This is a genomic window from Sulfuritalea hydrogenivorans sk43H, from assembly GCF_000828635.1.
In the GTDB taxonomy this organism is placed as follows: Bacteria; Pseudomonadota; Gammaproteobacteria; order Burkholderiales; family Rhodocyclaceae; genus Sulfuritalea; species Sulfuritalea hydrogenivorans.
This window is the reverse complement of the sequence record NZ_AP012547.1, coordinates 3,393,126-3,405,912: the sequence shown is the minus strand read 5'-3', so window position 1 is coordinate 3,405,912 and position 12,787 is coordinate 3,393,126. Positions and strand designations below refer to the sequence as shown.

12 protein-coding genes are annotated in these 12,787 nt (G+C 65.4%); 4 read left to right on the top strand and 8 right to left on the bottom strand.

The features are described 5' to 3' along the window. Positions 1-15: 15 nt before the first annotated feature. Positions 16-621: a glycerol-3-phosphate 1-O-acyltransferase PlsY gene (gene plsY, locus SUTH_RS16170; RefSeq protein WP_041100716.1), complete on the bottom strand. Its 606-nt coding sequence runs from the start codon at positions 619-621 to the stop codon at positions 16-18. 43 nt (positions 622-664) lie between these two features. Here plsY and SUTH_RS16165 point away from each other — a divergent pair, with 43 nt between their 5' ends. Beyond that, on the top strand, positions 665-1,012 hold the full coding sequence (locus SUTH_RS16165; RefSeq protein WP_041100714.1) for a dihydroneopterin aldolase: 348 nt from the start codon (positions 665-667) through the stop codon (positions 1,010-1,012). After that, positions 1,009-1,638, top strand: coding sequence for a trimeric intracellular cation channel family protein (locus SUTH_RS16160; protein WP_041100712.1), 630 nt, complete (start codon positions 1,009-1,011; stop codon positions 1,636-1,638). The genes SUTH_RS16165 and SUTH_RS16160 overlap by 4 nt, the downstream gene beginning before the upstream one ends. Before the next feature lie 157 nt (positions 1,639-1,795). On the opposite strand, the gene ybaK is transcribed toward SUTH_RS16160, so the two are convergent. Further along, a complete protein-coding gene (gene ybaK, locus SUTH_RS16155) occupies positions 1,796-2,287 on the bottom strand; it encodes a Cys-tRNA(Pro) deacylase (RefSeq protein ID WP_041100710.1) in 492 nt (163 codons plus the stop codon). Between the two features lie 90 nt (positions 2,288-2,377). Here ybaK and SUTH_RS16150 point away from each other — a divergent pair, with 90 nt between their 5' ends. Continuing rightward, positions 2,378-3,142, top strand: coding sequence for a DUF1223 domain-containing protein (locus tag SUTH_RS16150; RefSeq protein WP_041100708.1), 765 nt, complete (start codon positions 2,378-2,380; stop codon positions 3,140-3,142). Here the strand turns inward: SUTH_RS16150 and xerD are convergent. Genes xerD through SUTH_RS16125 form a run of 5 tightly spaced genes read right to left on the bottom strand, consistent with a single transcriptional unit; the run spans position 3,139 to position 7,940 of the window. After that, positions 3,139-4,044 (bottom strand): site-specific tyrosine recombinase XerD, encoded by a 906-nt coding sequence (gene xerD, locus SUTH_RS16145; protein ID WP_041100706.1) that lies wholly within the window; start codon positions 4,042-4,044, stop codon positions 3,139-3,141. The genes SUTH_RS16150 and xerD overlap by 4 nt on opposite strands. Further along, a complete protein-coding gene (locus tag SUTH_RS16140) occupies positions 4,031-4,501 on the bottom strand; it encodes a methylated-DNA--[protein]-cysteine S-methyltransferase (RefSeq protein ID WP_197539608.1) in 471 nt (156 codons plus the stop codon). Before SUTH_RS16140 ends, xerD begins: the two co-directional genes overlap by 14 nt. Further along, entirely contained in the window at positions 4,498-4,869 is a 372-nt protein-coding gene (locus SUTH_RS16135) for a DUF1850 domain-containing protein (protein WP_041100702.1), read from the bottom strand. Before SUTH_RS16135 ends, SUTH_RS16140 begins: the two co-directional genes overlap by 4 nt. Further along, positions 4,869-6,980 carry a TRAP transporter permease gene (locus tag SUTH_RS16130; protein WP_084207458.1) on the bottom strand — a complete coding sequence of 704 codons (2,112 nt, stop codon included), beginning with the start codon at positions 6,978-6,980 and terminating at the stop codon, positions 4,869-4,871. Before SUTH_RS16130 ends, SUTH_RS16135 begins: the two co-directional genes overlap by 1 nt. Before the next feature lie 12 nt (positions 6,981-6,992). Next, positions 6,993-7,940, bottom strand: coding sequence for a TAXI family TRAP transporter solute-binding subunit (locus SUTH_RS16125; RefSeq protein ID WP_052473718.1), 948 nt, complete (start codon positions 7,938-7,940; stop codon positions 6,993-6,995). Between the two features lie 224 nt (positions 7,941-8,164). Between SUTH_RS16125 and SUTH_RS16120 the strand changes: the two genes are divergently transcribed. Then, positions 8,165-10,369, top strand: coding sequence for an SLC26A/SulP transporter family protein (locus SUTH_RS16120; protein WP_041100700.1), 2,205 nt, complete (start codon positions 8,165-8,167; stop codon positions 10,367-10,369). 7 nt (positions 10,370-10,376) lie between these two features. Here the strand turns inward: SUTH_RS16120 and SUTH_RS16115 are convergent, their stop codons facing one another. Further along, positions 10,377-12,593, bottom strand: a complete 2,217-nt coding sequence (locus SUTH_RS16115; protein WP_041100698.1) for a putative bifunctional diguanylate cyclase/phosphodiesterase — start codon at positions 12,591-12,593, stop codon at positions 10,377-10,379. Positions 12,594-12,787 lie beyond the last annotated feature (194 nt).

Sequence of the window (12,787 nt, the reverse complement as noted above, 5' to 3'; positions counted from 1 at the left end):
TCGCTGGCTTCGCTGTCAGGATTCGACGCTCCGCTTCCTGCCGCCGATGCGGCTTTCGGTGCCGGCGACCAGTTTGCGGATGTTGCTCTTGTGCCGGTAGATCAGCACCGCGCACATCAGCGCAACCGCGGCAATGACTTCGGATCGGCCCAGCAGCCACCAGGTCAGCGCGGGCGCGGCGGCGGCGGCGGCCAGCGCCGCCAGCGAGGAATAGCGCGTGAAAATCACCACGGCGATCCAGATGCCGGCGGTGATGCCGGCCAGCACGCCGGAGAAACCCAGCAGCACCCCCAGCGCTGTGGCCACGCCCTTGCCGCCCTTGAAGCCGAGGGTGAAGGGAAACACGTGACCGAGGAAGGCGGCGAGGCCGGCGACCGCAATCGCCGTCTCGCCGGCGCCGACTCTCTGGGCGATGAACATGGCGAGCCAGCCCTTCGCCGCATCGCCGATCAGCGTCAGCAGGGCGGCGGCCTTGCTGCCGCTGCGCAGCACATTGGTGGCGCCCGGATTGCCCGAGCCGAAGCTGCGCGGATCGGCCAGGCGGAAGGCGCGCGAGACGATCACGGCAAAGGGTATGGAGCCGAGCAGATAGCCCAGCACGGCAGAAACGAGCAGGTTCATTGCGGATTCCCTAGAATGCCCTGAATTCTAATCTGGAGCTGTGATGGACTTCATCTTCATCGACGACATGCGGGTCGACGCCCATGTCGGCATTTTCGAGCGCGAGAAGGCGGCGCCGCAGACGCTGGAGATCAGCCTCACCTTCGGCGTGCCCGACGAGGCGGCGCAGGATGACGACATCGACAAGACCATTCGCTACGACGCGGTGATCGACCGCATCCGCGCCGAACTGGCGACGCGCCATTTCAACCTGCTGGAGACGCTCGGCGAATACGTGATCGGCCTGCTGCTCAACGAGTTCGGCGCGCCCTGGGTCAAGATCAGCATCGCCAAGATGGGCATCATGAAGGGCGTGCGCCGCGTCGGCGTGCAGATCGAACGTTCGCGATGACGCCGCTGCCGGCGCCGGCCGAACTGATCTACGCTCTGGGCATGGCCGCGGTGGCGGTCAATGCCGCCTCGGCGGTGCTGGAAACCGAAGACAAGAAGATGGACCTGGTCGGCGCGGTGATTGTCGGCCTGGCGACCAGCCTCGGCGGCGGCACCCTGCGCGACCTGCTGCTGAATCGTCCGGTGTTCTGGCTGGGCGATGTCGCCTATCTGTTCTGCGGTCTGCTTGCGGTAGGCCTCACCTTCGTCCTCGCGCGTCGCATCCGGGTGCGCGCCGGCCTGTTCGTGGTGCCGGACGCGGTCGGACTTGCGCTGTTTACCGTGGTCGGTTGCCAGATCGCGGTCGCGGCCGGCGTGCACTGGCTTTCCGCCTCCCTGCTGGCCGTGATCACCGGCGTCGTCGGCGGCATGCTGCGCGACATCCTGGTCAACGAAGTGCCGCTGGTGATGCGGCCGGGAACTCTCTACGCCACGGCCTCCTGGCTCGGCGCGCTGACCCTGCTCGGGGCCCTGCAACTGGGCTGGGGCGATGCGGCGGCGGCGACCGCCGGCGGTGCGGTGGTGCTCGGCCTGCGCCTGGCGGCGATCCGCTGGCGGCTCAGGCTGCCGACCTACAGGTCGCGCTGATCATCTTCGAAAGTCTTTGTCCGCAGATTTCGCAGATTTAAATTCGGAAATTCTTTGGGTTGGATGCCATCGCCGGGAAGCTCGACGAGTAATGGGCATGGCGCGCCATGCGTGTTGATCCATCTGCGAAAATCTGCGAAATCTGCGGGAAAAAGAATCACTCCTTCAGTCCGCACTCCACGATCTTCGGCTGCAGCACGCGCAGGATGTCGTGCGGATGGACGCCGACCAGATAGCCGCGCCTGCCGCCGTTGATGTAGATCAGCGGCAGGTCGAGAATGGTCTTTTCCATATGCACCGGCAGCGCCTTCTTGGTGCCGAAGGGCGAGCAGCCGCCGACCATGTAGCCGGTGTGGCGCAGGGCATCCTCGGGTTTGCAGGGACCGACTTTCTTGACGCCGATCTGGCGCGCCAATTCCTTGGTGGATACCTTGCGGTCGCCGTGCATCAGCACGATCAGTGGCTTGCCGGTTTCGTCTTCCATGACCAGCGTCTTGACCACCGCGTGTTCGGGAACGTTGAGTTCGCGGGCAGATACACCGGTGCCGCCATGCTCCTCGTACTCGTAGAGATGGTTGGAGTGGGCGACGCCGTGCTTGTGCAGGAACTTGGTCGCCGGGGTTTCGGGGATGTTGGTTTCGTGTCTCATGGTATTTATTTTACGCTCGGCTCGTGTAAGGAATCGGGGTTTTCAACGTCCAATCCATGGACGCCGTATGCGTCCTATCGGAGACCCGTCATGAACGCACGCATGTCCGCAGTGGCGATTCTTGCCTGGCTGTCGGCGGCCGCCGGCACGCACGCGGCGGCGCCGCCCTGCGTCGCGCAAAGCGGCGCACAGCGCGCGGTGCTGCTTGAACTCTACACCTCGGAAGGCTGCGACAGCTGCCCGCCGGCTGATCGGAGGCTGTCGCAGTTCAAGACCCGGGCCGACCATGCTGGCCGCGTCGTGCCGCTGGCCTTCCACGTCGATTACTGGGATCGCCTCGGCTGGGTTGATCGCTTTGCCAACCCGCAGTACACCCAGCGGCAGCAGGTGATGGCGGGCCTGGCTCGCTCACGCATGGTTTACACGCCGCAATTTCTGCGCAATGGGCGGGACTGGCGCAGTGCCGGAAGTCCGCTTGATGGTGCCGGGGCTGCCGCCACCGGTCTGCGCATCCTCCTCGAACTCGGGGTGCCGACGGCCGGGCACCTGGCGCTGGATGGCGGGATTTCCGCGGCGAACGCCGGGGCCGAGGCATGGCTCGCGGTGTACGAGAACAATCTGGAGTCTCAGGTGCGCGCCGGCGAGAACAGCGGCAAGACCCTGCGCCACGACTATGTGGTGCGCCGGCTGATCGGGCCGCTGTCTCCGGACCCCAGCGGACGCATATCGCTGCGCCGGCAGGTCGCGCTGGATGCGGGCTGGAAGCGCGCCGATCTGGGAGTGGTGGCGTTTGTTCAGGACAAGGCGAGCGGCGAGATACTGCAAGCGCTGCAGCGGCACGCTTGCGCGGGCTAGCCGCGCGGATGATGCAGATGATGCAGCTGCTTGAGCCGCTCGCGGGCGACATGGGTGTACACCTGCGTCGTTGAAATGTCGGCATGGCCGAGCAGCAGTTGCACCACACGCAGGTCGGCGCCGTGGTTCAGCAGGTGCGTGGCGAAGGCGTGGCGCAGCACGTGCGGCGAAATGCGCTCCTGCGGTATGCCGACGCGCAGGGCGTACTTTTTTACCAGGGTCCAGAACATCTGCCGCGTCATGGCGGCTCCGCGCGTGGTGACGAACACGGCGTCGGACACATGCGACTTGAGCAGCTCGCCGCGCGCGCCGGCAATGTAGCGCTGCAGCCACTCGGCGGCGATCTGGCCGAGCGGCACCAGGCGCTCCTTCGAGCCCTTGCCCATCACCCGCACCACGTTGTCGTTGAGGCTCACCTCGAACAGGCGCACGCCGACCAGTTCGCTGACGCGCAGTCCGGTGGCATAGAGCAGCTCGAACATGGCGCGGTCGCGCAGGCCGAGCGGGGTATTGACGTCGGGCGCGCCGAGCAGGTCTTCCACCTGCTTTTCGGAGAGCGTTTTCGGGAAGCGCGAGATTGTCGGCGGCTTGTCGATGTTGAGCAGCGGATCGGCCTGCAATCGGCCCTGGTCCAGCAGCCAGCGGTAACAGCGCCGCAGCGTCGCCATCAGTCGCCGCTGGCTGGTGGACTTGATGCCGCCGGGGCGGGTGTTCAGATATGCGAGATAGGCGTTGATCGCCGTCTCGTCAGCGCCGACTATCGATGAATTGTTCCTTGCCAGCCAGTCGGCAAACAGCGCCAAGTCGCTGCGGTAACTCGCCAGCGTGTTCTTCGAGAGTCCGTCGGCGAGCCACAGCGCGTCGATGAATTCGTCGATCAGCGCGGCGTCAGAAGCCGGCATGTTCGTGCAGCAGCAGCCATTTCTTGATGTCGAGCAGAAAGCCGCCGCCCTGCTTGCCGAATCCGCCCAGCGCCTGATTCGCCGCGATCACGCGATGGCAAGGCACCACGATCGGATAGGGATTGGCGCCGCAGGCGTTGCCCACCGCGCGCGGGCCGCTGCGAATAGCGGCGGCGACTTCGCCGTAGCTCATGGTCTGGCCGGCCGGGATCGCGGAAATCCGTTCCCAGACCTTGCGCTGGAAATGCGTGCCGGCCGGCGCCAGCGGCAGGCCGAATTCGAAGGCCGGGTCCGCGAGCCAGGCGCGCAACTGGCGCACGGCTTCTTTCGCCAGCGGGGTTTTCGGCGCGATCTCGGCTTGGGGTTCGAGGTAGGTGATTTCGGTGATTTCGTCATCGTTGCAGCGGATGCCGATGGAAAAGCCGGGTGCGGACAGGATGGCGGAGCAAGGCTTCACGGCGTGCACTCCCGTAGTTCGATCACGGCATTATTGTCGATCCCCGGCAGATGATCCGCAAGCGGGCGGCAGAGGGTCTCGGTGCATAGCGTGTAGCCGCCGGCATGCGGCGAATGCGACAGGCGCAGTACGGTTTGCGGCGGCAGTTGCGGGCGGTAATGCCAGACCCCGTTCTTCAGCACCGCGCCTTCGGGCGGCTCCATGCCGGCGCCGCTGCCGCGGATGCGGGCTTCCTTGAGCACGAGTGTTTTGCCTTCGATGCGCCAGTCTTCCTCCCAGCGGATCTTTTCTATCGAATGCATCCAGCTCAGGGTGAAGCCCTCGATGGCGAGCACGGCGCTGACCGCGCCCGCCGCGAGGCACAGCATCAGGCGTCGGAGTCGGCGCTGGCAGGACGGCGCGCTGCAGCCTGCCGGCTGCGCAGCAGATGCCAGACGACAAAGACCGCGCTCATGACGAAGCCGATCTCGTCGGTCAGCGGGATCGCCGCGACCAGCAGGAAAGCCGCCGCCGCCGCGAAGATGCGCTCGGCCATGTTGAGCGAGGCGAACATGAAGCCGATGGCCGCCGCGCCCCACAGCATGATCGACACCACCGCCTTGAACACGATGTAGGCGACGGCGGCAAAGGTCCAGTCGCCCTGCAGCATCAGTGCCGGCGTATACACGGCCATGTAGGGAATGACGAAACCGGCGATGGCGATCTGCACCGCCTTGAAGCCGATTTTCATCGCCGACTCCTTGGCGATCGAGGCGGCGGCGAAGGCGGCCAGCGCCACCGGTGGCGTCAGGTCGGCCATGATGCCGAAGTAGAAGACGAACATGTGGCTGACGATCAGCGGCACGCCGAGCTTGAGCAGCGCCGGCGCGGCGATGGAACTGGTGATGATGTAGTTGGGGATGGTCGGGATGCCCATGCCCAGCACGAGACACACCAGCATGGTCAGGACCAGCGAGAGGAACAAACTTTTTTCGCCGACGCTGAGGATGAAGCCGGCGAAGCTCGACGCCGCGCCGGTCAGCGTCAGCACGCCGATGATGACGCCGACGATGGCGCAGGCCACGCCCACCGGCAGCGCCTGCTGTGCGCCCTCGACCAGGCTCATCTTGAGCAGGTGCAGGGTCTTCATGCCGCCCTTGAGGGCGAAGGTCTGCGCCACCAGCGCGGCGATCAGCGCCAGCAGCGGAAAGATGCCCCAGGTTTCCATGTTCTTGACGAAGACCGCGGCGGCGAGGCCCAGCGCAAACCAGAATACGTAGCGGAAGGCCGCGCTGGAAACACGCGCGGCGATGGCCGCGCCGAGGATCAGCACGGCGGTCAGCACCAGGCCGATCATGCCGGCGAACATCGGCGTGAAGCCGTTGAACAGGGTCCACACCAGCACCACCAGCGGCAGCAGCAGATACCAGTTGTCGCGCATCGCATGCCAGGGATTGGGGCACTCGGCCTTGGGCAGGCCGACCAGGTTCTTGCGCCCGGCTTCGAGGTGCACCATCCAGAAGGCGGTCAGGTAATAAAGGATGGCCGGAATCGCTGCTGCCTGGACGATGTCGGCGTAGGGCACGTTGATGTTCTCGGCCATGATGAAAGCCACCGCGCCCATCACCGGCGGCATGATCTGCCCGCCCATCGACGAGGTGGCCTCCACCGCGCCGGCGAAGATGCCCGAGTAGCCGAACTTTTTCATCAGCGGAATGGTGAATTGCCCGGTGGTCAGCACGTTGGCCACGCCCGAGCCGGAGATGGTGCCCATCAGTCCCGAGGAGATCACCGAGACCTTGGCCGGGCCGCCCTTGGTGTGGCCGACGAAACCCAGCGCCAGCGAGTTGAACAGGTTGATCATGCCGGCGTGTTCGAGAAACGAGCCGAACAGGATGAAGAGGAAGATGTAGGTTGCCGATACCAGGGTCGGGATGCCGAAAATGCCTTCGGTGCCGAGCGCCAGCTGGTTGATGATCTGGTCGAAGCCATACTCGCGATGGCCGAGGCTGCCCGGCAGCAGGTGGCCGAACACGCCGTAGAGCAGGAACAGCCCGCAGACGATGGGCAGCGCAAGGCCAAGGATGCGCCGCGCCGCTTCGAAGGTGAGGATCACCAGCGCTGTGCCGACGAACAGGTCGACAGTGCTCGGGTCGCCCGAGCGCTGGATCAGCTCGGCCTCGAACGCCCAGTGGTAGGTCGACAGTGCCAGTGCGCCGAAAGCCAGCGCCGTGTCGCCAGCGCCGACTTTCGACAGCCGGCCGGAGTTCTTGAAGGCCGGATAGAGGATGAAGGTGATGCACAGCAGGAAGCCGACATGCAGGCTGCGAATCACCAGGCTGGACAACGGGTGGAATGCGGCGACGATCAGCTGGTAGGTGGAAAAAGTCAGGGCCAGTCCGGTGAGAACCGTCAGCCAGCCGCCGCCGAGCCGGCGTTGCACGCCGTGCTCGGAGAACTCTTCCTGGCCGTGATCGGGGGCGGCGCTATGAACGGTCACGGCGATGCTCCCTTACTTGATCAGGCCGATTTCCTTGTAGTACTTCTCGGCGCCCGGATGCAGCGGGGCCGGCGGCGCCTTGGCGGCATTTTCCTTGGTGATGGCCTTGGCCGCGGCGTGCGCAGCGTGCAGTTCGGGCAGGTGTTCGAAGATCGCCTTGGTCATCTTGTAGGCCGCATCGGTCGACACGCCTTCATGGCTGACCAGGAAGTTCTGGATCGCCACCGTCGCCGTCGCTTCGGTCTGGCCGTTGTAGGTGTTGGCCGGCACGGTGCCCGGCTGGTAGGCGGCTTCGCCGATCTTCGCCACCACGTCGGCCGGAATCGGCACGATGACGATCTTGACCGACGTGGCCAGGTCGCGGATGGCGGCGACACCGAGGCCGGCCGAGATCAGCGTGGCGTCGAGCTGGCGGTTCTTCATCAGTTCCACCGATTCGCCGAAGGGCAGGTACTCGACCTTGGCGAAATCCTTGTAGCTCATGCCGGCGCCCTTGAAGATGTCGCGCGCATTGAGCTCGGTGCCGGACTTCGGCGCGCCGACGGCGACGCGCTTGCCCTTGAGGTCGGCCAGGGTCTTGATGCCGGAATCGGCGTTGGCGACGATCTGGATGTAGTTCGGGTAGATCGCGGCGATGGTGCGCAATTTCTTCAGCGGCGTCTTGAAGCCGGCTTCCTCGTTGCCCTTCCAGGCTTCGTTCAGCGCATCGCCGAGAGTGAAGGCGATTTCGCCACGCCCGGCCTGGAGCAGGTTGAGGTTTTCCGCGCTGGCCTTGGTTACTTGGGCCGAAGTTTTGGCGCCGGGCATGGCCTTGCCATAGACCTGCGACAGGGCAACGCCCATCGGGTAATACACGCCGGAGGTGCCCCCGGTGAGGACAGTGACGAATTCCTGGGCCTGTGCCGTGGCGGCGATGGTCAGTGCTGCCGCAGCGGCAAGCAGGGTGCGTGCTTTCTTCATGGGTGTCTCCTCCGGGGTGCTGGTTTGAATTGTGGAGTGAAGCTTACAACACTCCGGCCTCGCGAGTCAGGACGGCAATTTTTCGGCGCAGTGCCTGTATCGCTTTTCGAAGTCCGGACGTTCCATCACACGTGGGCAACGCAGCGATCTGGAACGGGGGTAGACTGCCGGCAAGGGCTGACAACGGGTGGCGCTTGGTGCCATGAGCGTTAGCGGGAAAGAAAATGAAACTGCCCAAACTGGAAAACCTGGCCGGCGATTTTTGGGGCGGCCTTGCGGCGATGCTGGTGGCGCTGCCTTCGGCGATTGCGTTCGGCGTCACCATCTATGCGTCACTCGGCGGCTCCTATGCCGCCTACGGGGCCTTGGCCGGAATTCTCGGCGCGACGGCGATGGGGCTGGTTGCGTCGTCGATGGGCGGCACCAACCGGCTCATCTCCGCTCCCTGCGCTCCGGCGGCGGCCGTGCTGACCGCGTTCGCGATCGAGCGCATCCAGCAGGGCGTGGATGCCGCCGCGGTGGCCGTGCTGCTGGCCGCGCTGGGACTGACGGCGGGAGTGCTGCAGGTGATCTTCGGCAGCATCGGCCTCGGCCGGCTGATCAAGTACATGCCCTATCCGGTGGTCAGCGGCTATCTGTCCGGTGTCGGCCTTTACATCATTTCCGGCCAGGTGCCGAAGTTTCTCGGCGCGCCCGCCGGCACGCATCTGGGGCACGCCCTGGCGAGCCCGGCGCTGTGGGTCTGGCAGGGCATGGCGGTCGGCGCGGCGACGATGCTCGCCATGCTGTTCGCGCCGCGCCTCACCCAGCGCGTGCCGGCGGCGATCCTGGCGCTCCTGGCCGGCGTGCTGTGCTACTTCGGCCTGGCCTTGTTTGATGCGGCGCTGCTCGACCCGCGCAATCCGCTGGTGATCGGTCCCCTGGGTGGCTCGGGTGGCGCGGGCGGCGGCTTTGTTGACGCCATGGCCGGCCGCTGGACAGGCGCAGGCCAGCTCGGCATGGCGGATCTCGCGGTGCTGCTCATGCCGGCGCTGACCCTGGCGGTGCTGCTCTCGATCGACACGCTGAAGACCTGTGTCGTGCTCGACGCGCTGACCCGTTCGCGCCACGATTCGAACCGCGAACTGATCGGCCAGGGCCTGGGCAACATCACCTCGGCCGTCGTCGGCGGCATGCCCGGCGCCGGCACCATGGGCGCGACGCTGGTGAACATGTCGAGCGGCGCGCTGACCCGCTACTCGGGTTTCATCGAGGGCGTCCTGGCGCTGGTGGCCTTTCTGCTGCTCGGCGCGCTGATCTCCTGGGTGCCGGTACCGGCGCTGGCGGCGATCCTGATCGTGGTCGGCGCGCGCATGATCGACCGCCACAGCTTTGGCTATCTCAAGCAGCGCTCGACCATCCTCGATTTCGGCGTGATCGCGGCCGTGGTGGTCACCGCGCTGACGGTCAGCCTGATCGCGGCCTCGGGCGTCGGCATCGTGCTCGCCGTGGTGCTGTTCATCCGCGAGCAGATCGGCGGCTCGATCATCCGCCGCAAGCTGCTCGGCAACGAGACCTTTTCCAAGCGCGTGCGTACCCACGAGGAAATGGAAATCCTCACGGCCCACGGCAGCCGCGCGGCCATCATCGAATTGCAGGGCAGCCTGTTCTTCGGCACGGCGGACCAGCTCTATCGCAGCCTGGAGCAGGACCTGAAGACGCGCGATTTCCTGATCCTCGACATGCGTCGCATCCAGACCGTGGATGTCACCGCGGCGCATCTGCTGGAACAGGTCAAGGACATGCTGGCCGAGCGCCACGGCTTCCTGATTTTCAGCCAGATCCCGCCCAACCTGCCGTCGGGCCGCGACCTGCAGCAGTATTTCGACCAGGTCGGCCTGATCCGTTCGGACAGCCCGGTGCGCGTGTTTCCGGAGCTGGACGACGCGCTGGAATGGGTCGAGGATCGCATCATCCATGAAGCCGCGCTGTCGCGCGACGAGGAAACCGCGCTGGAACTGCATGAAGTGGAGCTGTTCGCCGGACGCAAGGAGCAGACCCTGGCCGAGCTCGAACAGTGCATGGAGAAACGCAGCGTCAAGGCCGGCGAGGCCATATTTTCTCGCGGCGATGCCGGCGACGAACTGTTCCTGATCCGGCGTGGCGCGGTGCGCATCGTCCTGCCGCTGTCCGACCGCATGTCGCACCACCTCGGCACCTTCGGCCGCGGCGCCTTCTTCGGCGAAATGGCCTTCCTCGACGGCGAGGTGCGCTCGGCGAATGCCGTGGCTTTCGTCGATACCGAACTCTATGTACTGTCGCGCCGCGCCTTCGACAAGTTCTCCGAAGACCACAAGAAGATCGGACTGAAGCTCATGGAAGGCATCGCCAGCGTGCTGGCCAGCCGGCTGCGCTACACCAACGCCGAGCTGCGCGTTCTCGAATCCTGAGGGTTCTTCAGCCGCCGCGTTCCCTCAGCCATTCCAGCAAGGTACCGGCGTCGAGCGGACGGGCATAGAGGAAGCCCTGCGCTTCGTGGCAGCCGCGCGCGCGCAGGTAGTCCGCCTGCGCCGCATCCTCGACGCCTTCGGCAATCACGCCCATGCCGAGGTTGCGCCCGAGGTCGATGATCATCTCGGCGATGTTCTTTCCCTCGCCTTCGAAGGCGATGCGGCCGACGAAGCCGCGATCGATCTTCAGCCGGTCCACCGGCAGCCGCTGCAGGTAGGCCAGCGAGGAAAAGCCGGTGCCGAAGTCGTCGATCGCCACGGTGAAACCGAACTCCTTGATCCGGTTGAGCAGCGTGACGATGCGCTCGGGGTCGAGCATGGCCACCGATTCGGTGATTTCCAGCTCGACATTGGCCGGGTCGACCCCGGTTTCGGCAATCACGCGCTCCAGCATGCCGATGAAGTCGGGATGGCGGAACTGCACCACCGACACATTGACCGCCATGCGGAACTGGCCGACCCCGGCATTCTTCAGTGCGACGAGTTGCTGGCAGGCGCCGCGCAGAACCCAGTCGCCGATGGCGACAATAAGCCCCGAATCTTCCGCAAGCGGAATGAACTGATCGGGCGGCACCAGCTGGCCGCTTTCGGTGAGCCAGCGCAACAGGGCTTCGGCGCCTACCGGCTGTCCGTCGCCGAGGCTGATCTGGGGCTGGAACAGCAGGTAGAGGCTGCCGCCGCCCAGGGCCTGGCGCAGGTCCTGCATCAGGCGCACGCGCGCGCGCATTTCGCCGCCCATGCTGCGTGTGTAATAGCAGTAGTGCCCACGGTGCTCCAGCTTGGCCCGCTTCAGCGCAATGTTGGCGTCCTGCATCGCGTAATTCACCGAGTCGACTTCGGACAGGCGCGCCAGGCCGAAGGTGGCCGATACGGTGTGCGGGTTGCCGTCGACCATAAAGTCCGTGCGGAACAATTCGCCGAGGAAGGTCGGGTTGACGATCTCGTCGTCGCCCAGCAGGCCGAAGGCGTCGCCCGCGATCCGGGCAAGCACCACGTTCGGCCCCACCGCCGCGTTGAGGCGAACCGAAATCGCGTGCAGCAGCCGGTCGCCGTAGTGGTAGCCGAAGGCATCGTTGGCTTCGGCGAAATGGTCGATATCGACCACGGCCAGGGTCAGCGCCGCAGCCTCGCCCAAGGCAAAGACTTCCTTGATCTTCTCGATGAAATGGGTTCGGTTGGGCAGGCGCGAAAGCGGATCGAAATAGGCGTGGTCCTGCAGGCGCGCAACCAGCGTGACGTTGTCCAGGCAGACGGCGATGTTGGTGCAGAAGACCTCCACCAGCTGGCGTTCGTTGTCTTCAAGGGGTGTCGGCGTCTCGATGAAAATCACCAGGTCGCGGCCGAGGCTGGAGCTGACGAACAGCAAGGCACAGTCGGCGGGAAATGCGTTTTGCCGCCTGCTTGCGACCTCCTCAATCCTGCCGCGAAGATTCGCGTCGGCAAGCGCATCCAGCGCCTCCCCCTGATGCCGGGCGAAGCGCCCGACTCCCGCGGCAACGCGGAAGCCGCCGCCGGACCCGGCATCGCGTGCGCAGACCATGCCTTCGACCGGCAGGTTGAGCAGGGTGGCGACCTGGAAAATCGCGCATGCGGCGAACTCCCCGATGTCCAGCACCGTCATCAATTCGGCGCTGGCGCGCACGATCATCGCCAGGCCGCGCCGGTTGGCGTTGATCGTGCGTATCTGGGAATACGAGCGCAGGGCGGAGGTCAGCGTCGTATACAGCCTGCCGGCGGTGAGTTCCGACTTGGTCTTGTAGTCGTTGATGTCGTAGTCGCGCACCGCCTCGTCTTCCGGCGCGTAACCCGGCTGGCCGGTGCGCAGGACGATGCGCGTGTCGAGCAGTCCGGCTTCCTCGCGGATGAATTTCACCAGGCGCAGGCCGGCGTCGTTGCTCTCCATGACCACATCGATGAGGGCCGCGGCAATATCGCCATCCCGCCGCACCAGATCCATCGCCTCGGCGGCCGAGTGGGCGTGCAGAAACTGCAAGCGGCGCCCGAGAACCGTTGTCCCGCCCAGCGCATACACCGTTGCCAGATGCACATCCGCGTCATCGTCGACCAGCAGTACCCTCCAACTGCGCGCCGTCGGCGGAGATGCCGCGTCGTCACCGTCGTCTTCGCTGATGAATCGTAATTCGTCGTCGCCATCGTCGCTCACGCGACCTCCTTGCCGCGGCTGTGGGTCTATTACCTTAGTTAGTGGCCATTGTACGCCAAAGCCCGATCGGCAATGCGTTGCGTGGCGGGTCGCCTTGGCTCCGGCGGCGCCTTTCCGGCGGCAACCGCGATTGACACTCGCATCGCGGCCGGCGTAGTATCAAGCGCGGACTTGAATGAATCCTATTCCTTCGA